At 63.3% G+C, this 23,255-nt stretch carries 17 protein-coding genes and 1 pseudogene; 12 read left to right on the forward strand and 6 right to left on the reverse strand.

Features of this window, described 5'->3' with window-relative positions; genetic code table 11:
* Positions 1-20 precede the first annotated feature (20 nt).
* The 7 genes from ACPFL9_RS03000 to ACPFL9_RS03030 all read left to right on the forward strand — a co-directional run bounded on the left by ACPFL9_RS03000 (position 21) and on the right by ACPFL9_RS03030 (position 8,251).
* Positions 21-1,157 carry an FAD-dependent monooxygenase gene (locus ACPFL9_RS03000; protein WP_426005759.1) on the forward strand — a complete coding sequence of 379 codons (1,137 nt, stop codon included), beginning with the start codon at positions 21-23 and terminating at the stop codon, positions 1,155-1,157.
* Positions 1,154-2,158: an amidohydrolase family protein gene (locus ACPFL9_RS03005; protein ID WP_426005760.1), complete on the forward strand. Its 1,005-nt coding sequence runs from the start codon at positions 1,154-1,156 to the stop codon at positions 2,156-2,158. The genes ACPFL9_RS03000 and ACPFL9_RS03005 overlap by 4 nt, the downstream gene beginning before the upstream one ends.
* Complete coding sequence (locus tag ACPFL9_RS03010; RefSeq protein ID WP_426005761.1) at positions 2,155-3,120, forward strand: fumarylacetoacetate hydrolase family protein; 966 nt, start codon at positions 2,155-2,157, stop codon at positions 3,118-3,120. The genes ACPFL9_RS03005 and ACPFL9_RS03010 overlap by 4 nt, the downstream gene beginning before the upstream one ends.
* A gap of 43 nt (positions 3,121-3,163) precedes the next feature.
* Positions 3,164-4,765: an MFS transporter gene (locus ACPFL9_RS03015; protein WP_426005762.1), complete on the forward strand. Its 1,602-nt coding sequence runs from the start codon at positions 3,164-3,166 to the stop codon at positions 4,763-4,765.
* A 20-nt stretch (positions 4,766-4,785) separates the two neighbouring features.
* Positions 4,786-6,417, forward strand: coding sequence for a GMC oxidoreductase (locus tag ACPFL9_RS03020; RefSeq protein WP_426005764.1), 1,632 nt, complete (start codon positions 4,786-4,788; stop codon positions 6,415-6,417).
* A 200-nt stretch (positions 6,418-6,617) separates the two neighbouring features.
* Positions 6,618-6,992 (forward strand): MarR family winged helix-turn-helix transcriptional regulator, encoded by a 375-nt coding sequence (locus ACPFL9_RS03025; RefSeq protein ID WP_426007475.1) that lies wholly within the window; start codon positions 6,618-6,620, stop codon positions 6,990-6,992.
* The gene (locus tag ACPFL9_RS03030; RefSeq protein ID WP_426005766.1) at positions 6,989-8,251 is read left to right on the forward strand and encodes an MFS transporter; all 1,263 of its coding nucleotides are present in this window, start codon (positions 6,989-6,991) and stop codon (positions 8,249-8,251) included. The genes ACPFL9_RS03025 and ACPFL9_RS03030 overlap by 4 nt, the downstream gene beginning before the upstream one ends.
* A 56-nt stretch (positions 8,252-8,307) precedes the next feature.
* Here ACPFL9_RS03030 and ACPFL9_RS03035 read toward each other — a convergent pair whose 3' ends face one another.
* Positions 8,308-9,672, reverse strand: coding sequence for an MFS transporter (locus ACPFL9_RS03035; RefSeq protein WP_426005767.1), 1,365 nt, complete (start codon positions 9,670-9,672; stop codon positions 8,308-8,310).
* A gap of 193 nt (positions 9,673-9,865) precedes the next feature.
* Positions 9,866-10,702, reverse strand: coding sequence for a helix-turn-helix transcriptional regulator (locus ACPFL9_RS03040; RefSeq protein WP_426005768.1), 837 nt, complete (start codon positions 10,700-10,702; stop codon positions 9,866-9,868).
* Positions 10,703-10,787: 85 nt separating this feature from the next.
* Between ACPFL9_RS03040 and ilvD the strand changes: the two genes are divergently transcribed.
* Positions 10,788-12,650 (forward strand): dihydroxy-acid dehydratase, encoded by a 1,863-nt coding sequence (gene ilvD / locus ACPFL9_RS03045; RefSeq protein WP_426005770.1) that lies wholly within the window; start codon positions 10,788-10,790, stop codon positions 12,648-12,650.
* Positions 12,651-12,738: 88 nt separating this feature from the next.
* Here ilvD and ACPFL9_RS03050 read toward each other — a convergent pair whose 3' ends face one another.
* The gene (locus tag ACPFL9_RS03050) at positions 12,739-14,241 is read right to left on the reverse strand and encodes an ArnT family glycosyltransferase (protein ID WP_426005771.1); all 1,503 of its coding nucleotides are present in this window, start codon (positions 14,239-14,241) and stop codon (positions 12,739-12,741) included.
* 238 nt (positions 14,242-14,479) lie between these two features.
* Between ACPFL9_RS03050 and ACPFL9_RS03055 the strand changes: the two genes are divergently transcribed.
* From ACPFL9_RS03055 to ACPFL9_RS03065, 3 genes and pseudogenes are all read left to right on the forward strand, one after another.
* Positions 14,480-15,778: a cation:proton antiporter gene (locus ACPFL9_RS03055; RefSeq protein WP_426005772.1), complete on the forward strand. Its 1,299-nt coding sequence runs from the start codon at positions 14,480-14,482 to the stop codon at positions 15,776-15,778.
* Positions 15,779-15,931: 153 nt separating this feature from the next.
* A complete protein-coding gene (locus tag ACPFL9_RS03060; RefSeq protein WP_426005774.1) occupies positions 15,932-17,203 on the forward strand; it encodes a flavin-containing monooxygenase in 1,272 nt (423 codons plus the stop codon).
* Between the two features lie 217 nt (positions 17,204-17,420).
* Positions 17,421-18,532: pseudogene (locus tag ACPFL9_RS03065) on the forward strand (IS110 family transposase).
* Between the two features lie 68 nt (positions 18,533-18,600).
* On the opposite strand, the gene ACPFL9_RS03070 reads toward ACPFL9_RS03065, so the two are convergent.
* The 3 genes from ACPFL9_RS03070 to ACPFL9_RS03080 form a co-directional block, all read right to left on the reverse strand.
* On the reverse strand, positions 18,601-19,533 hold the full coding sequence (locus ACPFL9_RS03070; RefSeq protein WP_426005775.1) for a trypsin-like serine protease: 933 nt from the start codon (positions 19,531-19,533) through the stop codon (positions 18,601-18,603).
* Between the two features lie 940 nt (positions 19,534-20,473).
* Positions 20,474-21,523 carry a CU044_5270 family protein gene (locus ACPFL9_RS03075; protein ID WP_426005776.1) on the reverse strand — a complete coding sequence of 350 codons (1,050 nt, stop codon included), beginning with the start codon at positions 21,521-21,523 and terminating at the stop codon, positions 20,474-20,476.
* On the reverse strand, positions 21,489-22,085 hold the full coding sequence (locus ACPFL9_RS03080) for an RNA polymerase sigma factor (RefSeq protein ID WP_426005777.1): 597 nt from the start codon (positions 22,083-22,085) through the stop codon (positions 21,489-21,491). Before ACPFL9_RS03080 ends, ACPFL9_RS03075 begins: the two co-directional genes overlap by 35 nt.
* Positions 22,086-22,356: 271 nt before the next feature.
* Between ACPFL9_RS03080 and ACPFL9_RS03085 the strand changes: the two genes are divergently transcribed.
* The gene (locus tag ACPFL9_RS03085) at positions 22,357-22,956 is read left to right on the forward strand and encodes a recombinase family protein (protein WP_426005778.1); all 600 of its coding nucleotides are present in this window, start codon (positions 22,357-22,359) and stop codon (positions 22,954-22,956) included.
* Positions 22,957-23,255: the final 299 nt, after the last annotated feature.

Consider the following 23,255-nt stretch of genomic DNA (forward strand, 5'->3'; position numbering starts at 1 on the left):
GAGACAAACAAGGGGTCATCATGACTGCAGTACAGAAAGTGGCCATCGCCGGCAGCGGTGTGGCTGCCATGGCCACCGCCATCCAGCTCGCCAAGGCGGGGGTTGCCGTCGAGGTTTTCGAAGCGAAGCCGGAGCTGAGCGCGCTCGGTTCGGGTATTACGCTGCAGGGCAACGCCCTGCGCGTCTTTGACGCGTTGGGCGTGTGGGAGGACGTGCGGGAAAAGGGGATGGCTTTCGAAGGCCTCACGCTCCGCGCCCCGGGCCCGGAGGCGCCGGTCATCGCGCAGCTTCCCGAGGTCAAGACCGGTGGCCCGGATTATCCCGCCTGCATGGGCATGTATCGTCCCGATCTTGCCAGGATCCTGCTGCAGCATGCAGAGAAGGCCGGCGCCAAGGTGGCTTTCGGTTCCACGGTGACCGGCTTCGACGTCAAGGACGACAACTCGGTTGAGGTCTTCGTCAACGAGGCTTCGGCTGGAACCTACGACCTGCTGATCGGTGCCGACGGAGTGAACTCCTCGGTCCGGAGCCTCATGGGCATCGATACCACCCCGGAGAGCACCGGCATGGGCATCTGGCGGGCTTTCGTTTCCCGGCCCAAGGAAGTGGAACACAGCGAGCTGTACTACGGAGGCCCCGTCTACATCGCAGGTTATACGCCCACCGGTGAGGACACCATGTACGCGTTCCTCGTGGAAAAGGCGCAGGACCGGTTCGGGGTTTCGGACCAGGATGCCACCGGGATCATGCTGGGCGAATCCATGGCCTACGGCGGTCCGTGGAATGCCATCCGCGAGGACCTGAACCAGGGTGCCAAGGTCAACTACACGTGGTTCACCAAGCACCTGGTACCAGGCCGATGGAACCGCGGACCCGTGGTCATCATCGGCGATGCCGCGCACAGTTGCCCCCCGACGATTGCCCAGGGGGCCGCCCAGGCACTGGAGGACGCTGTGGTCCTGGCTGAGCTCCTGATCGGGTCGGACGAGCTCAGCGACAAGCTGTGGGACAGCTTCCACGAACGCAGGATCCCGCGGGTTCAGGCCGTGGTGGATGCTTCCGTCCAGCTCGGTGAGTGGCAGATCGAGGGCAGGAAGGACGCGGATGCTCCGGGCTTGCTCTTCGGCATCGCGCAGAAGATGGCGGTCCCAGCATGACCATCGACGTCCACGCCCACGTGCTCCTTCCCTCCCTCCAGGCCGAGGTGGAACGCAGAGCGCCTGAGGCTTTCAAGGCCGCAGTCGACCTCGAGGCGCGCCGGAATGGGCCAGCCAGCCTCGCGGCTTCGGGCCGCATGATCGGTGAGCGGTTCCCCAAGCTCACGGATGTCCGCGCCCGCCTGGCCGCCATGGACGCACAGGGCGTCGACCACCAGTGGGTCAGCGCCTCCCCGAACCATTTCTACCCCTGGGCTGAAGAAGGCCTTGCCGTATGGACGGCCACGGAGGCCAACCGCCTGGTGGCCGAGCATGTTGCCCAAGCACCGGAACGCCTGACCGGGCTTGGCCTGGTGCCGTTGCAGCACCCGGAACGGATCGTCGAATGCGTTGACGATGCCGTCCTTGGTCGCGGCCTGGCGGGTATCGAGATTTCGTCCTTCGCCGGCGATGTCGAATTGTCCGATGAGCGGCTCGAACCCTTCTGGAGCCGCGTGGAGGAGCTTGGCGTCGTTGTGTTCCTCCACCCCTTCGGGTGCAGCCTGGACGAGCGCCTCGACCGCTACTACCTGTCCAATACCGTAGGGCAGCCGGCCGAAAACGCCGTAGCACTGTCGCACCTGATCTTCTCGGGCGTGCTGGACCGCCACCCCGGCTTGAAAATCCTGGCTGCCCATGGAGGCGGCTACCTGCCAACGGCCATCGGCCGGTCCAACCACGCCTGGCGGGTCCGTCCGGAAGCCCACGGTTGCGCGGAGGAGCCGTCCAGCTACCTGCGGCGCATCTGGTTCGACACCGTGGTCCACGATCCTTCCGCACTGCGCCACCTTGTCGACGTCGCAGGACCGTCCCAGGTCCTCATGGGCAGCGACTTCCCGTTCGACATGGGGCCGGAGGACCCGGTTGCAGAGGTCAGGGCAGCCGGGCTGCCCGCCGATGTAACGCAGGCGATCCTCTCCGGCAACGCCGCCGCCCTCATGGGGGAGCGGGTCCGGGCATGAAGATCGCACGGTGGCAGGACGGCGCCGAGGTCGGCGAGGGTTTCATCATCGGCGACACCGCGGTGCCCTTCCCGAACGGCTTGCGGGTGGCCGAGGTCCTGGCGCGCGGCCTGGCCGGCGCCCGTGAGGTGTATGGACGGTTGAACCACGACGCCGGTCGGCCGCTTGGCGCTGTCCGGCTGCTCGCGCCGTTGGTTCCGGCGGCGATCCGGGACTTCGTGGCCTTCGAGGAACACGTCGAAGGAGTCAGTGCTTCGGTGGATGGAAAGAGTGAGGTGGTGCCGGAATGGTATGAGGCCCCCACCTTCTACTTCACCAATCCGCACACCGTGCTGGGGCCCGGTGAGCCTGTGCTGCCGCCGGTCACCCAGCGGCTGGACTTCGAGCTTGAAATCGCCGCTGTGATCGGTGGTCCGGGAGGCTCAAACCTGTCCGCTCCGGAAGCTGCAGGGGCGATTTTCGGGTACACCATCATGAATGACTGGTCTGCGCGCGATATCCAGTCCCGCGAAATGAAGGTCCGCCTGGGACCTGCCAAGGGGAAGGACTTCGGCACCAGCCTGGGGCCCTGGATTGTGACAGCTGACGAGTTGGAACCGTTCACCGATGACGACGGATTCCTGGCCCTGAGGGCCGAGGTGTTCGTCAATGGGGAACTCGTGGGGGAGGACCTTGTGTCCAATATGGGCTGGACCTTTGGCGAGCTGGTGTCCTACGCGTCGAGGAACTCCAAGGTGGTTTTCGGTGATGTCCTCGGGTCCGGAACCGTGGGCAACGGTGGCTGCCTTGGCGAGCTGTGGGGCAGGCGGGGGACACTCGATCCCGCACCGCTCGCCCAAGGCGATGCGGTCCGCATGGTGGTGGAAGGCCTTGGTGAGCTGACCGCTACGGTAGGGGCCGCCGTCGTGGGTCCTGACGTCCGCCGCGCGCGCAGCCGCAACCGCGCGCGAATCCGGGTCTAATTCGGACAATCTTTTGTTGATTTCCGACTAAAGCCGATTTAGAATGGAAGTGGCGTCGGGATCCCTGGGTGGATCCGTTCCCGGCAGTGAGGATGCTGCCGGGGCACAACCCGTCGCGTCGACGGCCCGATCGTTCGGGCAGAACACCATGCCACTTTCACCCTTAAGACTTCGCTTCCTTGTTGCCTCCCTGCTGACCGTGTCCTTCCTGGGGGCACTTGACCACACCGTTGTCTCCACCTCGCTGGCTACCATCGCCGGCGAACTCGGAGCCTTGGAACTCATGGGCTGGGTGGTGGTCGGGTACACCCTGGCCAGCACGGTCCTGCTGCCGGTCCTGGGGAAACTCGGAGATGTGCTGGGTCCGCGCCGGGTCTTCCTGGTCTCCCTGCTCGTGTTCCTGCTGGCCTCGCTCGCGTGCGGATTTGCGCAGGACATGACGTGGTTGATTGTTGCGCGGGTGGTCCAGGGCATGAGCTCGGCCGGGCTGCAGCTCATGTCCCAAACCATCATTGCCAAGGTCACCACTCCCCGGGAGCGCCCGCGGTACATGGCCATCATCGGCGCCGCATTTCCGATCGCCATCCTGGTGGGCCCGGTCCTCGGCGGAGTCATCACCGATTATTGGGGCTGGGCCTGGGTCTTCTGGATCAATATCCCGGTGGGCCTCGTTGCCCTGGCGTTTGCGTTCGCGGCGGTTCCGCGGCTGGAACGCGGACAGATTCCCCGCCACTACGACGTCGCCGGTGCCGCCACGTTCACTGTGGGGCTCGTGTTCCTTGTCCTTGGGGTCACGTGGGCTGCTGAACGCAGCGGTGGCGTCCAGGCTGTTGCCGCACTGGTGGCCGCGGCGGTGGCGCTGCTGGCATTCTTCATCATCGAGGTCCAGGCACCTGAACCACTCGTCCCCCTTCGGTTCTTTGCCAACCGCACCATAGCCGCAGGCACCGCGCTCTCGGCGATCATCGGCGTCGGGCTCTTCTCCATTACCGCCTACCTGCCCACGTACTTCCAGATGGCGTACCAGGTCAGCGCAACCGTCTCCGGGCTGGTGCCCATAGCAACAGTCCTGGGCATGCTAGTGAGCAACCTGTTGACGGGGTGGCTGGCCAGCCGAACGGGCCGGTACCGCGTCTTCCCGATCATCGGGACGTGCATGGGCGCGGCAGGCCTGTTCATGATGGCGGGCCTGCCCGCCGGACTTCCGCTCTGGGTGCCCATGCTTGTCATGGCCGTGGTGGGGATGGGTACAGGCTCCTTCATGAGCCTGATCGTCGCAGTCGTCCAGAGTGCCGCCCCGGACAGCCAGACCGGTGCGATCACGGCATCCATCAACCTGGTGCGCCAGGTCGGATCCACGGTTGCCACGGCCATCATCGGCGGCAGCATCGCGTTCGGAGTTGCCCGGCTGCTGCCCGCTGGAATCGACCCGGCGTCCCTGACCCCCCACGCAGTCCATCAAGCACCGGCGGCCACCCAGGACGCCGTCGCCGGAATCTACAGCCAGGTGTTCACGCCCATCTTCATCGCCCTGGCCGTTACGTACGCAATCGGCATCATCGCTGCCCTCCTGCTTCCGCACGGGCGCTTGTCTGATGAGCCGCGCACTGCCGCTTCCGAACTCGCCGAGCCCCTTTCGGCCTGACCTCCACGAAGGAGAAACCCATGACGTCACACCGCTCCCCGAACCCGACAATTGCAGTAGTTGGCAGTGGCCCCATTGGCTCCACCTACGCCCGTTTGCTGGTGGAAGGCATCCCGGACGCCAAGGTCATCATGTTCGAGGCAGGCCCGCAGCTGACGGACCGGCCCGGCGAAAGCGTCCGCAACATCGTCGACGCCGACGCCAAGGCCCGTGCCCGCGAAATGTCGCAGGGTCCCCAAGCCGGCGCCTACCGCGAATCCCTCGGCATCCCGGCAGGGACTGTCACCGAAGGGATGTTCACTGCGCGCCAGGGTACCCATCTCCTGGACTTCGGTGGAACCGGATCGGCACACGCCGAGACCTTCCCGGCAGCAGCAGCGGCCACCAACGTCGGCGGCCAAGGTGCCCACTGGACCTGCGCCACGCCGTCGCCTGCCTTCAGCGAGAAGATTCCGTTCATCGACGATGCCGAGTGGGACAAGCTGATTGGCCAGGCCAAGGAACTGCTGCACGTCCAGGGCGCAGCCTTTGCCGATTCCGGAGTGGGAGCCGCCATCCGGTCCCTCCTGGAGGAGGAATTTGCCGGTGAGCTGCCGGAAGGCTACGGCGTAGGCACGCTTCCCGTTGCCGGTGACCCGCAGCCGGACGGGTCCATGCGCTGGGCCGGGGCCGACGTCGTCCTGGGGCCGCTCATCGACCCGGCATCGCCGTTGTCCCAGCGGTTCGAACTCCGCGACCTGACGCTGGTCCGCCGCGTGGAAACAACGGGAAACCGTACCACTGGCGTCACCGTGGAAGACCTCCGCACCGGGGCGTCCTCTTTCGTGGGAGCCGACGTAGTGGTGGTTGCGGCGGACGCCTTCCGTTCGCCGCAGCTGCTGTGGGCTTCGGGCATCCGCCCTGCTGCACTGGGCCACTACCTGACGGAGCACCCCGTGGTGATCTCCACGGTGGCCCTCGACGCAGAGAAGATGGAACGCTTCGCCAGCGAGTCCGACCTGGACGCAGAGCTCGCGCGTCGCGCGCAGAACCCGGTCGATCCCGTGGCAGCCGTCAACCGCATCCCCTTTTCCGAGCCGGACCACCCCTTCTCCGTCCAGGTGATGTACTCGGAGACGACCCCGTTCCCGATGCCCGCGGATGCACCCCGCGCTCAGAACCGCTGGGGCTACGTCAACATGGGCTACGGCTTGCGCAAGCACCCGCGCTTCGAGGACGGCGTCACGTTTGACGACAACGAACTGGACTACCGTGGCTTCCCGAACATGACAATCACGTACGCGCTCACGGACCGGGAGAACGCCGAGATCCAAGATGCCACCGCCCGTCTTCGGCGTGCAGGCAATGCCTTGGGCGAGTTCGTGGCCGAACCCCGGTTGATGCCGAATGGTTCCAGCCTCCACTACCAGGGCACTTTGCGGATGGGCGATTCCGACGACGGCACCTCCGTTGCGGACCCATGGTCCCGCGTGTGGGGCTACGACAACCTGGTGGTGGGCGGCAATGCATTGATCCCCACCGCGACGGCCATGAATCCGACGCTGATGAGCGTGGCCATCGCGGTTCGGGGAGCGCAGAAGGTGGTGGAAGGCCTGGCCGTTGGCGCCGGGGAATTCATTACCCGGGAGCAAACGGTTAGCGCGTCCGCCTGAGCCGCCCGCGTCCGCCTCATCACATTCAATGGACAGCCTCCTGAGGAAGGGAGCATAATAGTTAGCGGAGCTAATTAGCACTGCTAACTATTTTGCCAACCTCAGGAGGCGCCTCCATAGTGACCACGGCCCACGCAGCAACACACCCGGAAACAACCGTTCAGCCCGACACCCTCGCCATCGAACTCCGCACCGCGGTGATGCGCACGTCCCGCCGCCTGCGCATCGAAGCGACCGGCGACGTCATCACCCCCGGCCAGTACACCGTGCTCGCCCACCTCAGCAATGGGTCGCAGACCCTCAGGGAACTCGCCGAACGTGAGCACGTACAAGCGCCCTCTATGACCCGCATTGTCAACGCCCTGACCGAACAAGGCTTCGCCTCACGGCAGGCCCACCCGGGCGACGGACGCCAGGTCCAGATCAGCATCACCCCCGCAGGGCAGGAAGTCCTGGCCGAGGCACGCAGCCAACGGACCGCCTGGTTGGCGCAGCGCGTAGCAGGCTTGAACGATGAGGACCGGCAGATACTCAGCCGCGCCGCGCACATCATGCAGGAAATGAGTGCCAAATGAGCGCCATGTTCCAGGCACTGGAGAACCGCAACTACCGGATGTGGGCCGGCGGCGCCCTGGTCTCCAACATCGGCACGTGGATGCAACGCGTGGCCCAGGATTGGTTGGTCCTGACTGTCCTGACCAACCACTCGGGAACGGCCGTCGGTATCACCACCGCACTGCAGTTCCTGCCCATGTTGTTGCTGGGCCCCTACGCCGGCGTCCTTGCCGACCGCTACCGGAAACGCGTGATCCTGCTATGGACGCAAACGGCCATGGGCATTTGCGGATTGATCGTCGGCCTCCTGGTGGTTACCGGGGTGGCCCAGTTGTGGCATGTGTACATCGCTGCGGCAGCCTTGGGGGTCGCTGCCGCCATGGATGCGCCGGCCCGGCAGGCCTTCGTTTCCGAACTTGTGGGGCCGGACAAGATCGCCAATGCCGTTGCCCTCAACTCGGCGTCCTTCAACAGTGCGAGGCTCACGGGTCCGGCCATCGCCGGAATGCTCATTGCCTGGATCGGTACGGGGCCGGTCTTCCTTCTCAATGCAGTGAGCTTCGTTGCCGTCATCCTCTCCCTTGTCCGGGTCAAGGTCTCCCAACTCGAGCCGTCGACCCCCGTTGCCCGGGGCAAACACCAGTTCATTGACGGTCTCAGCTATGTCCGTGAGCGCCCTGACCTGGTCCTCATCATGGTCATGGTGGGGCTCCTCGGCGCCTTCGGGATGAACTTCCCGGTGACCAACTCCCTGATGGCGACGGCCGAGTTCGGCATGGGGCCCGAGGAATTCGGCGTCCTTGGTTCCATCATGGCGGTCGGGACCCTCGCCGGTGCGCTGCTCGCAGCCCGGCGTTCCGGACCCCGCCTCCGCTTCATGCTCGGCGGAGCCCTGTTCCTTGGCGCCTTCACGCTGCTGGCGAGCGTGGCGCCGTCGTTCTGGATTTATGCCGTTGTCCTGATTCCGGTGGGGTTGGCGTCCATCACGTTCCTCAACAGCTGCAACACCACCATCCAACTCTCTGTCGAACCCCAATTCCGCGGACGCGTGCTGGCCCTCTACCTTGCGATCCTCCAAGGAGGGACAGCGATCGGTGCGCCACTGATGGGCTGGATCGGCACGGAGTTCGGTGCGCGGTGGTCGGTGGCGGCGGGCGGTGCGATCGTCCTGGTGACCGGCGTGGCCGCCGTCGTCCTTGTCAGCCGGCGCAACCACGTGACCTTCCGCCAGCAACTGCGTGGCGCCTGGCAGCGGAAACGCGCGGCAGAAGCGTCCTGAGGCCTTTCATTTCCGACGGCGGCACTTGCGTTCTGATTGCCGGGCGACTGGAGGCCCTAGCGAGCCTCCAACTCGTCCAGCGTCTTGCCTTTCGTGTCAGGGGACATCAATGTGGCCACGGCGGAGACGATGCAAATGCCGAGCGTCGTCAGGCCGATCACCAAGGGGATATTCGCCGAGCCCGGCGGAGCGATGGCCGTGAAGAGGCTCGGGAAGAAGGAGGCGATCATGAGCCCGATGTTTTGGGAAACTGCAAAGCCAGTGACGCGCATCCGCATGGGGAACTGCTCCTGGAAGAACGTTGCGAACGTCCCGTTCCACATCTGGAAGAAGATGCCCTGGACGATCACCACGCACACAAACACCAACGGCAGGCTGCCCAGCTGGATGGCATACAGGTAGCCCATGGTGAGCAGGCCACCGACGATGCCGCCGGCCACCATCAGGGTCCGCCGGCCAATGCGGTCGGACAGTGCCCCGAAGACTGGAATGGTGACCACCGCTGCCACGTTCGCTGCCATGGTGACCCAAAGGAATTCGCTGCTGGAGAAGCCAATGCCGTAGCCCTTTTGGGTGGCGAAGGAAACGCCGAAGATGAGCGTGGCCATGCCGATGACGTTGGTGAACGTCATGGCGATGCAGCGGACCAGGACCCATGGGTGGGTACGGAGCAGATCGACGAACGGGAAGCGGCGCTTGGCCGGGGCAGCCTCGGACTGCGCAAGATAGGCGGGCGGTTCCTGGACCCGGCGGCGGATGACGTAGCCGGCAATGATCACCACGGCGCTGAGCAGGAACGGAATGCGCCAGCCCCAGGAGTGGAAGTCCTCGTCAGGAAGCAGGGACGCCAGCGGGATCAGGACCGCTGTTGCCAGGATGGAACCCACCTGGGTCCCTTGCAGACTGAAGCTCGCGAAGAAGCCGCGGCGGGCGTCGGGGGAGTGCTCCACGATCATCGCGCTGGCTCCGCCAAGTTCGCCCGCCACAGCGAACCCTTGGATCAGGCGGAGGATCACCAGCAGGACCGGAGCCAGGAGGCCTACCTGTCCGTAGGTGGGCAGCAGGCCCACGGCAAACGTGGCAAAGCCCATCAGCAGCATCGCAACCACAAGGACCTGCTTGCGGCCATGCTTGTCACCGTAGGCGCCAAGCACCACGGCGCCCAGGGGCCGGGAGACGTAACCCACCGCGTAGGTGGCCAGGGAGGCAATGATGCCAACGGTCGGGTTGTCCGCAGGGAAGAAGATCGTGGGGAACAGCAACGTTGCTGCCAGCGAGTACAGCGCGAAGTCGTAATACTCCAGTGCGCTTCCGATCCACCCGCTCATCGCGGCTTTTTTGGGATCTTTCCGGCCGGGGCCGTTGTGGTGGGGTGCAGTCCCTGCGGTGGGCTGGACGTCCTTCCGGTGCATGACGTTCATTCGTGAGTCTCCTTTGTCCGTCATTGGCAAGGAACAAGAGCTTTTCCCCGCACATCAACGTGAGGAGGGTTACATCTTGAATCGATTCATAAATCATAGAACGTGACCTGCGCTACGTCAAAGGACATACAGCACGACGGCGGGTGGTTGCGTCTTGGTACTCAGGCAACCATCCGCCGTCGGAGGCGTAACGCTACGCGCCCAACTCCATCAGCCGCGCGATCTGTTCCTCCGCCCCGCTCCCCGGCGCTGGCGTGTAAACCACCAGATGCAGGTCCGGCCTGTCCGACGGCGAAACCTGGTGGTGCTCCAGGTGAAGGACGCCGACGGCGGGGTGATGAAAGAGGCGCTCGCGGGATTCGAAGCCCAGGATGTCGTACTGGTCCCAGCTTTCCTGGAATTCCGGGCTGGCTTCCTTGAGGCGTTCCACCTGGAATTTCACGTCGGGGTCTCCCAGGCGTTGGCCGGTCTCGGCCCGGAACTCGGCAAGGAAGCGCCGGCTGGTGACGTCCCAGTCCGGGAGCAGGTCGCGGACGTACGGGTCGGTGAAGACCAGCCACAACAGGTTCCGGTCACCCGCAGGAACCGTGGCGATGTTCGGATACAGCGCCTCGTACGCCTTGTTCCACCCCGCCACGCCCCAATCGGGGGAGAGGGCATAGGACGGGTTTGGGTCCAACGCATCCAGGAGGCGCTGGACGTGCGGGGGAGCGCTTCCGGCCACGGGCGCGGTGGAAACCGAGGAAGCATAGCCACCGAGGGACAACACGTAGGCCAGCCCGGTATCGGATAAGTGCAACGCCCGTGCGATGGCTTCCAGCACCTGCCGGGACGGGCTGATGTCTCGGCCTTGCTCAAGCCAGGTGTACCAGGTGACGCTCAAACCGGAGAGGAAGGCGACTTCCTCGCGCCGGAGTCCACGCTCGCGTTTGCGGGAAATCGGCGGAAGGCCGTATTCGGTGCGGAGTGCCTGATCCCGGCGGGCCCTCAGGAATAGGCCCAGCTCCTTGCGTCTCTCCGAATCATGCACCCACAAATACTATTACTCTGGTACTCCTACTACTAGTATCAGGGCCGTCTTCTGCGAAGCTGACAAACACAGCAGGATGGTACTCATGCCTGCATTACGCTCTAAAACTGTCACCCACGGCCGCAACATGGCCGGCGCCCGCGCACTGCTGCGCGCGTCCGGCGTCGCCAACTCGGATATCGGCAAGCCGATCATTGCCGTCGCCAACTCCTTCACGGAGTTCGTGCCCGGCCATACCCACCTTGCCCCCGTGGGCCGGATCGTTTCCGATGCGATCCTCGCAGCAGGCGCCGTCCCGCGTGAGTTCAACACGATTGCCGTGGACGACGGCATCGCCATGGGCCACTCCGGCATGCTTTACTCCCTGCCCTCCCGCGACCTGATCGCCGACTCAGTGGAGTACATGGTCAACGCACACTGCGCTGATGCCCTGGTCTGCATCTCCAACTGCGACAAAATCACCCCCGGCATGCTCATGGCCGCGCTGCGCCTGAACATCCCGGTAGTCTTCGTCTCGGGCGGACCCATGGAGGCCGGACGCGTGACCCTGACCGATGGTTCCGTACGCTCCCTGGACCTGGTGAACGCCATTGCCGATGCCGTGGACGAATCCATCTCCGATGAAGACATCAACCTCATCGAAGAGAACGCCTGCCCCACCTGTGGTTCCTGCTCGGGCATGTTCACCGCCAACTCCATGAACTGCCTCACCGAGGCCATCGGCCTGTCCCTCCCGGGCAATGGGTCGGTCCTCGCGACCCACACCGCCCGCAAGGCGCTGTATGAGAAGGCGGGCGCGACCGTCGTCGACCTCGTCAAGCGCTACTACGACGGCGACGACGAGTCGGTCCTGCCCCGCTCCATCGCCACCGCCAAGGCCTTCGACAACGCCATGGCCCTGGACATCTCCATGGGCGGTTCCACGAACACCATCCTGCACCTGCTGGCCGCTGCCCAGGAAGCAGGCGTGGACTATGGCCTGGCCGAGATGGACGCCAAGTCCCGCCAGGTTCCGTGCCTGGCCAAGGTGGCCCCGAACGTTGCCAAGGACAAGACCTACTACATGGAGGACGTGCACCGCGCCGGCGGCATCCCCGCGCTGCTGGGTGAGCTCAACCGCGGAGGGCTCCTCCACAAGGACGTCCACTCCGTCCACTCCAACGACCTGGACGGCTGGCTGGACGACTGGGACATCCGCGGCGGCAAGGCGACCGAGGAAGCCAAGGCCCTGTGGCACGCTGCCCCCGGTGGCGTCCGTTCCTCCACGGCGTTCTCGCAGTCGAACGAATGGACCTCCCTGGACGTCGACGCCGAGGGTGGCTGCATCCGCTCGGTGGAGCACGCCTACTCCAAGGACGGCGGCCTGGCCGTGCTCCGCGGCAACATCGCCGTGGACGGTGCCGTGGTGAAGACCGCAGGCGTGGACGAGTCCATCTGGAAGTTCGAAGGCCCGGCGATCGTGTGCGAGTCGCAGGACGAGGCCGTGGAATTGATCCTGAACAAGACCGTGAAGGAAGGCGACGTGGTGGTCATCCGCTACGAAGGCCCCCGCGGCGGTCCGGGCATGCAGGAAATGCTCTACCCGACCTCGTTCCTCAAAGGCCGCGGCCTGGGCAAGAAGTGCGCCCTCATCACCGATGGCCGCTTCTCCGGCGGCACCTCCGGACTGTCGATCGGGCACATCTCCCCGGAAGCTGCTTCCGGCGGCGACATTGCCCTGGTGGAGAACGGCGACATCATCAGCATCGACATCACGCAGCGCTCGCTCCAGTTGCAGGTCTCCGACGAGATCCTGGCTGAGCGCCGCGAGAAGCTCCTGGTCAACGGCGGTTTCAAGCCCAAGAACCGTGACCGCCAGGTTTCCCCGGCTCTTCGGGCCTACGCCGCCATGGCGCTCTCCGCGGACAAGGGCGCAGTGCGTGATGTTTCCCTGGTGGAGAACCTCTAGGGGTACTGCGGCGGGTTAACGCACGACGGCGGCGGGTCGCCCGGGTTCCGAACGGAACCACGGGCGGCCCGCCGCTTTGTTCAGCACATCACCGGTAGCCGCCGGATACCGGCGGGAGCGTCTGGCCTGCCTCCACAGCGTCCTCGAGTTTTTCCCGGTCCAGTTTCCAGACGACGGTTTCCCCGTTGGTTGGCCCCGTGAACGTGAAGACGGGTTCGGCGTTGCCCGCCAGCCACACCAGGAGTTCAGGGGCTGCGAAGCCATAGCCCTGGCTGAGTTGCCTGCCCTGGGTGAGGACATACTGCGCGTCTTTGTCCCGGAGCGAGAGCAGCGACGGCAGGACTTCCCAGTGATCGCGGGGCAGCAGCGCGAATTCGCCGGTGACCGAGGTCAGCCCAACGGTCGCTGAGGCCGGGATGTTGTTGACCATCCACTCCCGGGCCCGGACCAGGCCATCGTCGGTGACCGTCCTTGCCTGTACCCCCAGAGCGAGCCCAACAATGACAACCGCCACCGTGGCGATGACGAAGGCCCGCCGGAGCCTTGGGCGCCACCGCATCAGCATTTCGACGGCGATGGGCGTGGAAACGAGGGCGGCCAGCACCACGCAATAACCGAACTGCTCCTCTGCTGCTCCGAAGAAGACGGAGTAGATTCCCATGAAGCCCGTAAACAGTGAGAACAATCCGATGGTGCGCCGGGTGGCAACTGTTGAGGTGGCCGCTACTGCCCCGGAGAGAATGGAAAGCCCCAGCAGCAGGTAGCTCGTTCCAAAGCGACCAGTCATTTCGATCAGCCGTCCCGCAAGATCCGCACTCGGAACGGCGTTGAAACCTGTCATCTGGACGGCCCCCAGGATCCGCAGGACACCGACCGATTTCTGGTCGAACCACTGCGGAAGCAGCCCGTTGGCCGCCACCCAGCCCATGTACGCCAGATATGGAAGACTGGCGGACCCCATCAGGCGCAGGGCCGTCAGGGGTGGAATGGTGTTCCTCCAGAACACGCCCGCAAGGAGCGGGACCAGGGTGAACACCACCGTCATGTCCTTGATGACGATTGCCAGTCCGAAAACCAGCCCCGCGCCGAGTTCCAGCCATAGACGCGGTCGTCGCCATTTCCGGTTCAGCAGCACTATCACCAGGAGCCACCCGGACACGACGGCCAACCCGGCGGGCGTTTCCATCATCAACCGGCCGTCCATGCGGAGGATGAAGGGGTCACTTGCCATGATGATGCCGGCTGCTGCTGCGGGCAGCACCCCCACCAGGCCTCGGACCAGAAGGCAACAGACCCCGACGGTTACCGCGCCGAGCACGGCGTTGACCCATCGTAACTGCAACGCGAGGTCCATAGGGTGGCCCTCAAGGCCAAACATGTTGATGACCCACGAGTTAAGGATGTAGGAGCCGGGAGGATGCAGGAAAAAAGGATTTCCGAGTATTGAGGGAACGGTTCCCTGCGCTATTTGTCCGGCCAGATCGGCATAGGTGATTTCGTCGATGAAGACGTCGTTTGCCCGGTGAACACCGGTGAATCGAAACAGCATCGCCAGGATGACCACGGATCCCACCACCCAGCCGTGACGCATGTGTTCCCCCATAATTATTGATTGCTTGCGATGTTCAAAAGTAGTTGAAAATTGCACGTCTGTCCTTTTTGAACGTCAAATACAAAAAGTACGAAAAACATTTCATTTATCGCGTCATGAAATAACTACCCCGCCCACTCAGCCGTAGCACCGCCTCAGCCGCCGGGGCTAAGCTACTGGGAACCGGCGCGGGTTGAGCCAACTGCCCTGCAAGCCGGTGCCACAGGAAGAAGCCCCTTTGTTCGAAGCCCCCAGCATCCTGTTCTTTGCGGCCGGCCTGGCGGTCCTCGCTGCCGCGGTGTTGCCCAAGCTGCTGCTCCGTATGCCGCTGTCCATGCCCATGGTGTTCCTTGGCAGCGGAATTCTGGCATTCGCCCTGCTTCCCGACCTGCCTGACCCGGACCCGGTTAAGTACGCCGATTTCACCATGCATCTGACTGAGGTATGCGTCATCATCTCGCTCATGGGTGCGGGGTTGGCGCTGGACCGGCCTTTCCGGTGGCGGGGGTGGTCCACCACATGGCGGCTGTTGGCGATCGTCATGCCCCTGAGCATCGTGGTGATGACCATGCTGGGGCTGTGGGTCCTGGGGCTGGGGCTGGCCTCGGCACTCCTGATCGGCGCTGCGTTGTCGCCCACCGATCCTGTGCTCGCCTCCGAAGTCCAGGTGGGAAAGCCGGCGGACACCGAGACGGACCCAGACGAGGATGAAGTCCGTTTTGCGCTCACCTCGGAGGCGGGGCTCAATGACGGCCTGGCTTTCCCGTTTGTCTACCTGGCCATTGCGATCAGCCTGGTGGGAGTGACGCCGGAAGCGGTGGGTCAATGGGCTGCGCTCGATATCCTCTGGCGCATGGTTGCGGGGGTGCTGGTGGGCTTCGGAACCGGGAAAGTCCTCAGCCGGCTCTTCTTTGCCTCCCCGATCCGCAGTTTCCGCCTGTCCGAGCATTCGGAGGGATTCGTGGCGCTGGCCGCCACGTTCCTTGCCTATGGCGCTACGGAGATGATCGAGGGCTACGGATTCGTCGCTGTCTTCGTGTGCGCCCTGACCATCAGAGCAGCCGAACGCCACCACTCTTATCACCAGGTGCTTCACGGTTACGTGGAGCAGCTTGAGCGGCTGATGACGATCGTGATTCTGGTCCTCCTGGGTGGCGCGATCGCCCGGGGAGTCCTGGACGGCATCGGCTGGGCGGAAGTGCTGGTGGCGCTGGTCTTCCTGGTGCTTGTGCGCCCGGCAGCGGGTTGGCTGGGGTTGCTGGGAGGCAAGACTGGACCACGCGAGCGCCTGGCCATCTCCTACTTCGGCATCCGGGGCATAGGGTCGCTGTACTACGTGGCGTATGCCCTCAGCCACGGAAACTTCGACGGCGACCAGCACGCCTTGTGGGCCTTGGTTGCGTTGGTTGTTGCTTTGTCCGTGGTGGTCCACGGGGCCACCACGGCTCCGCTGATGCAGAGGCTGGACCGCCTGCGCGCTGACGAGGCCCGGCGGAAGCATGGCGATGAAAGCAGGGCGCCGCACACGGCGATCTAAATACATCGAGAATTCAGATGCAGTTGCGCGAATTTATGCGCTATGCAGATGCACTGCGCGTGGCGAGAATGAATTAACCGCCACGAAATGGGCATCGCGGAGGTGCGCGGTCAATGGTGCCGCCAGCACTCCGCCTGAATTTAGGGAGATCACATGACAAGCCAAGAGGTGGAGGTCCTCGTCGTCGGCGCAGGGCAGGCCGGAGTGGCCATGAGCGAGCACTTAAGCGACCGGGGCATCCATCACGTTGTCCTGGAGCGCCACCGGATTGCCGAACGCTGGAGGACCATGCGATGGGACTCGCTGGTGGCAAACGGGCCCGCGTGGCATGACCGGTTCCCCGGGCTGGAGTTCAGCGACCTGCGACCGGGCGAGTTCGCCTCAAAGGAGCAGGTTGCCGACTATTTTGCAGCCTATGCGGAGAAGATCGGTGCGCCGATCCGCTGCGGCGTGGAGGTTGCGTCGGTTCGCCGGAACACAGGTGCCCCCGGATTCCAGGTGGAAACGAGCGAAGGCAGCTACAACGCCCGTTACGTCGTGGCAGCAACCGGACCCTTCCAGCGGCCGGTGATTCCCGCCGTCGTGCCTGGCTCTGCGGCGGTGCAGCAGCTGCACTCAAGTTCCTACCGCAACCCTCACCAACTCCCGGAAGGTGCGGTGCTGGTGGTCGGTGCGGGATCGTCCGGAGTGCAGATCGCGGCGGAAATCCAGCGCTCCGGGCGGCAGGTCTACCTGTCGGTGGGGCCCCACGACCGTCCCCCGCGCAGCTACCGCGGCCGGGATTTCTGCTGGTGGCTTGGCGTCCTGGGCCTGTGGGATGCTTCTACTCCTCCACAGGGTGCCGAGCATGTCACCATCGCCGTCAGCGGCGCCGACGGCGGCCATACAGTGGACTTCCGGGAACTCGCCGAACAGGGCATCACCCTGGTGGGGCGCACTGAAGCGTACGACGGCGGGACCGTGCGTTTCGCGGACGACCTGCGGAAGAACGTCGCGAACGGTGATGCCCATTACCTGCAGTTGCTGGACGAGGCGGATGCCTATGTGGAGCGCAACGGCCTGGACCTCCCCGAGGAACCTGAGGCCCGTGCGATGCGGCCGGATCCGGAGTGCCTTAAGAATCCCCTGCAGGAACTGGACCTTGAAGCCGCCGGGGTCGCGTCGATTATCTGGGCTACCGGGTTCGTCCAGGACTACAGCTGGCTGGAAGTGGATGCCTTTGATGACAGGGGCAGGCCGCTCCAGCAGCGTGGTGTCTCCTCAGAGCCCGGTATCTACTTCCTCGGCTTGCCGTGGCAGTCGCGCCGTGGATCGAGCTTCATTTGGGGCGTGTGGCACGACGCCAAATATGTAGCGGACCAAATCGCCATCCAGCGCAGCTACCTGGCCCACAACGAGCAGGAGATGCTGGTGGCCGGCGTCTAGGACCTAAAAAACTACTGGCCCCTTGAGGGTGCACTACCCCCGACCTGTCCGCGCTGGGTGGAGCGGCCGGCATTGACCTGTTCCACGTCGGTGGCCTGATCAGAAGCTTGCCCAGCCTTTGGTGGTTGTGGCTCATCACAGTTTTGCCTCGAAGTGACTCCTCCCAGGTTCAACGCCGGCCGTCGTGCGGCCATTTTGCCCGTTCAATAAAAGGAGGGTGGCCGCGTTTACCATCGTTGCCCAAACCCGCCCATTTGTTATTGGCGTGACTGCCACGCCCGCACCCACACCTACGCCGTCATTGAGGCCAGTACCAGGCGACAGATCGCATGTGAGCAGTTCCCAACCACCCGGCCGGGATATCCCGCGCACTGGCTTGGGTAGGCGCAGGACAGGCGGCGACATGGGGTGTCTATGGGCAATTGAGGGTGTCGACACGTACGGGGCCCGTCTGGCCAAGGCAGTAACTGACGCCGGCTACGATGTCGCCGAAGCCCCACGTATGAACGCGCGGAATCGCCGGGGATCGGTAAATCCGACCCGCTGGACGCAGCCGCCCTCGGAACTGCTGTCCTCGGGCTGGAGGATGCTCAGCTCCGGTCTCCGCGGAGGGGCGAAGGAACCCGTGCAAGACTCAGGATCCTCAGTGCTACCCGGGACCAATTGACCCGCGATCGGACGCTCAATGTCAATGCACTCCTGGCTTTGCTGCGGGCCCACGATCTTGGGTTCGATGCCCGTAAAGCATTAGTTCCCGCGCAGATCGCCACAATTGCCAGGTGGCGGGAACGAAAGGAGCCTCTGGAACTCTCGATCGCGCGCGAGGAAGCCATTCGGTTGGCTCGCCGTGTAGTTGAGGTGACCGAGCAGTTGGCCGCGAACCAGAAGCGCATGACCGAGCTGATCCAGCAATGCCCCGCGGCGCCGCTGTTGGAGATGGTCGGCGCCGGGGCCGTTTCGGTCGCCACTGTCCTGACAGCGTGGTCGCATCCAGGAAGGGTCCGCAGCGAAGCTGCCTTCGCCTCACTTGGTGGTGTGAATCCGTTGCCTGCATCAAGTGGCAACACTGTCCGGCACAGGCTCAACCGGGGCGGTGACAGGCGCCTCAACCGTGCCCTGCATACAATCACCATGACTCGGATGGTCCACGACCCGGGGACGCGGGAGTACGTCGCAAAACGCACCCAGGAAGGCCGGAGCTACCGCGAAATCCGTAGATCTCTCAAGCGCTACGTCGCCCGTACCCTCTACCGTCAACTCAACGCTCTTTACGTCACAGAGAAACCGGCGGTCACTCTCGCTCTCGCAAGAGTGACCGCCGGGCCCTGATGCTCCGGTCAGTGCATTCTAGGTGTTCGGAAAGGCAGTGCTCCTCCCGTCTACACTTCCGCTGAGTCTCAGTCGCGTATCAGCTCCACGCCGTCGGCGGCTGTAAGAACAGGTGGAAGCTCCTTGCTAGGGCTGGGAGGCAGCAGTTCCTCTTCAGCAACTGCTCCACGGGCTGCGTAGCTCGGCCAGAAGTTCATGCTGGCTCCCCACTGGCTCAAAAGAGTGTCGATGGGGATGTAGCAGCCAAGGGTGGAACCGTAATAGTTGATGGCGCCTACGTGCATCCCTACGGCGCGAAGGCCTTGACTGTCCTGCCGCCATACAGGGCCACCGGAGTCACCTCCGGCACGGGCGTAGTCGGCGCAGTAGGCAGTGACGCCGTCCCAGTTTTGGTACCGGTACTGGATTGTCCCTTCAGTCCAGCCTGTAGTATTTCCCATTTTTCCGACTCGGGTCAGGACGGTCTGCTCCGAGTTGGGCATTTTTCCCGTTACTTGACCGCTTCCGGGTGCATTTCCTGTGGTGGGATCGACGATGGTTTGGTACATGTCTACACCAGGATCGGCTCGAACAAGTCCTGAGTCACCGTCAGTGCTGTAGGCCTTTCGGTACGCCAGCGTCCCGAATCCGGCGCCGGTGCCGGATACTCGTTCGCCAACGTAAAAGCAGTGCCCTGCCGTCAGGATAAACGTTCCGCTCGTGCCGTAGATTACGTAGCTTCCGGTACACCAAGGCGACGTACCCTTGTACATTGGATGACCAACTAGGTAGTTGTACCACCCTGCGTGAGCCGGCTGCACGCCTATCACTACGACAAAAAGTGCTGCAACCAGGGCAGCGATCCCAGAGATCCCGCCCCTAATTAACTTCCACATGTTGCCCCCATGTTCTGATTCGAATAGCCGGGAATCCCGACTACGGCAGACTCTAACCCGCATATGAGACGTTCTGACTCCGCCACACCCATTGACAATTATGGTGAATTGCCTTGGTGGACGCATTGAAACGCAGAGCCTGGGGCTACATCGCCAATGGCAACGACATGTAATTAGGTACTTGCAATACTCAGTACACTTCCAAATTGCACGTCAAGCTCTAGCGACTTACCTATAGTGCATTCGCATGTTTCACCCGTATAGTCTTTCTATGGGGGGAAATAAGCATAGGTTGACAGCTGTAGGTGTCGTACTTTCGCTAGCGGTGGCCGTCGGCGCATGCGCAGCGCCAGCAACGTCCTCGACGCCGCCTGCTTTGCGTCTAGTCACCGTTGAAGCACATCAGCAAATGGCGATGGACGCGAGATTCTCAGGAACCCTGGAACTCGATGGTGAAGGCTGCGTGCACGCAAGGGCCTCCGGGGATGGGTCCCTGTTCACCCTTGTGTGGCCCCAGGGTTACGCGGTACGGGGCGATTCGAAGAGCTTTGAAATTGTCGATGCTAAGAAGAATGTTGTGGCAAGCTCCGGTTCACCCTTCGATGTCGGTGGGGGCCTTGTTGACACCGTATCCGACAGTTGGACGGAACGCGGTTGCGCTAAGGGTAGTCTTTGGGTGGTTGCGGAGTAACTCTGGATTTTAGGTGCTCCTGACAATAGGAGTGTCGCTATTCCTTCGTTGGCTTCCTAAATTTCTTCACTGAGATCTAGTAGCGAGCTGCCGATATTGCTCTTTACTTAACGTTCAATTTGCTGTGGTTTTGGCGCGCAGATTCGAACAGCTAGCTGGATTGCAACAGCTTGCTTGCTAAACCCTGGAATCAGGATGGTGCGCTAAGGACGGTTCTTTTCGGCATTCTTTCGAGGCTTCAGGAGATCTCTCCGTCTCCAAAAGGACGAGAAGGCGTTGTGTGTGGATGGGCGGTCACCCCCCCCGATGACGACCGCCCGTCCCAGGTTGTGTGCGTTCAAAAGCCTTAGCGAGCGGGAACATCGGGTGGATCGCTTAAAGGGTCGAATCGACCACGGAGGTCCGCAGCGAGGTCCAGGTGGTAACAGTCCCTGCAGGAAATCCTGGATAGTCCTTGAGTAGTACGGCTTGCTTCCCAATTACCAACCCGGTCTCGGGATCGATGACGATGTTGGATCCCGTAACCCCGTCCTGTGATGCGATGCCGATGGCTATGCCTGAGTGACCGTCGATCATTGCGTGTTTGTTGGTTACCGTGACGTTGGGAATAAGAGCAGCTGCCTTGTAAAGCGCAGCGCGGAGGTCAGCAGGGACGAAACCTGTCCCCAAACCTTCCGATATCGCCATGAAAGCCTCGTTGTCCGCAGACTTCCCAGTGGCTCTGGTACGTTCATAGACCAGATCCAGCAGAGTCCTCGGGTCTCGGGGTAAAGTCGAAGCTTCCTTCAATGACGTCCCAACGAGGACGGTGGGTTCTTTGCCGTTGAAGGTACCTCCCGGGGCACGCAGGATGCCGACTAACTCGGATTGCTCTTGGTCCTGTGTCTGCAGAGCCTCGCGAATCTCCTCTGGCAGAGGCTGGGCGTCACTCGGAGAGTCCAAAATCATGCGCGGCTCGTGATTCCAGACCCATTCGTCCGCCCTGTTCGCTGGCACGTACATCTGGCTGTTTGAGGTCCCCTGCCACTTCACCTTGCTTAGATCCGTAGCCTGCCCCCCGGACCCGATGACCGACTTTTTCTCAATCTTGAGGTATTGACCGGCGCCCACGACCGGGTCAGATGTCCGGATGGTTGCAGCAGCAGCATTGTTTAGCACCTCGGCCGCCTCCGCTGTCGCTCCCGGAGATCCGGGCCTAATGACATCTGAAATAACGATGCCTCCCACCACCAATGCGGCCGCAGCAGAAACGAACAGAGCGCGGCGTCGGAAACGGAGAGCAGTGACGGTTCCTTTTTGCTGCGGTGGTGGCGTGGACGAAGCTGTCACTTTGGCCATGACCTTTTCCCGGCCCCGGGCCAGGGTGGACGGCGGGGCGGAGCCCACGTCGTTACGCATCTCGCGGAGTAGTTGCAGGTCGTCCATGGTTGTTCTCCATTTCCGTAAGTCTTTCGAGGTTGAACTGGGATCGGAGCGTTTGCCGCGCACGGTTCAGACGAGAGCGGACCGTTCCTACAGGGACGCCCATGGCCTGGGCTATGCCTTCGTAGGTCAGGTCAGCCCATGCGTAGAGCAGTAGTGTTTCGCGATCGATGGCAGCCATGCTCCTGAGCGCCTGAGCAATGCGCCCGGTGGCCGCTTTGGCGTCAACCTCGGCGGCGATCCTCTCGGAGTCGTCAGTCAAGGCCTCACGTGAGGCAGACTTGGCTGCCACTCTCAGGACGTTGGCTTCCGCACGGTGATGTTGCCGAAGGAGGTTGGTCGCGATGCCGAACAACCATGGACGGGCATCATCCCGGGTGACGTCATAGCTATCCAGCTGTTCCCAAGCGACTAGAAACGTTTCTGAGGTAACGTCTTCGGCGGCAAACTCCCCGGCCCGTCTTGCCGCGTATCGGTAGATGGCTGGCGCATGCCGATCGTACAGCTCCCCGAAAACCGCAGGGCTGTCGCGGGACTGCCTGATGATGTCGCTGTCTGTGCTCACACTATGTATTGACCGCTCAAGGCAAAAGAGTTCACGCAGTAGTCCTTCTTCCCTCCCGTGGACCTCGGCCTCAGACTATCCGGAGCGTTCGGGCTTTGAATCCCCTGACCCGGTCAAATCGCCAATCAGTTGCAAAAACGAGCGTTTTTGATACAAGCGCCCTTGGCCCCCTCGACCGGGGAATTGGGGCCACCTGGCTGTCGCAGAAGGGAGTGCCGGTATCTACGTAGCGGATCTATCCCTGCGTCACGGGTATTGCTACGTTTAGCCCATGGGAGAGCTCCTCGGCTACGCCCGCACCTCCACCGCAGACCAGGACGCGGCCCTGCAACAGGACGCACTCACAGAGGCCGGATGCTACCGGATCTTCACCGACACGGCTTCCGTATCCTTTCAGTCCCGCCCCGAGCTAACCAAACTCCTGGACCAGCTCCGACCCGGTGACACTCTGGTCATATGGCGCCTGGACCGGCTAGGCCGATCCATTCGCCATCTCATCGACCAGATGGCTACCCTCCAGGACCGCGGCATCGGGTTCCGTTCCTTGCAGGAGCCATCGACACCACCAGGCGGTCAGCTGGTCTTCCACGTCTTCGCCGCCCTCGCCGAATTCGAACGCGATCTCACCCGAGAACGGACCAACGCCGGACTGAAGGCAGCCCGGGCTCGAGGACGCGCCGGGGGCAGGCCGTCGCTGCTGACCAGCGACAAGCTCCGTACCGCCCGCCGTCTGTACGAGCAGCAGGACATGACCGTCGAAAAGATCGGCGAGGTCCTCGGAGTCAGCCGCACCACCGTATACCGCGCCCTTCGACGCGAACCTGCCCCAGTACCGCCCCCACGCCGTGCGCGGAAGAAGGCCACCCAGTGAAGCCAGACGCGATGCTCTGACCGGAGCGCAGATAACCGCCTCGGTGTTGGCATCGGGTGTCTTGCGCGGCAGTTCACCTTCCGGTGCAGCATGCCGGCGCGGCAGCCCGCACCGGAATCGGTCCTCGCTCCGCTCGGGCTGTAGAAGCGTTTTTCCTGTTTTTGGCTGCTGTCCCAAGGGATTGTACGTTCCCGCTCCGGCCGGTCTAGCCCCTCCTACGTCGGGGCCTGCGTCCCGGGAATTTCCTTCCGGCGCTCCTGCGTCGCTTATTTCCTTCAGGAGTTTCCCGGCCCTTGCCC

The organism is Paenarthrobacter sp. NyZ202, from assembly GCF_049860755.1.
Classification (GTDB): domain Bacteria; phylum Actinomycetota; class Actinomycetes; order Actinomycetales; family Micrococcaceae; genus Arthrobacter.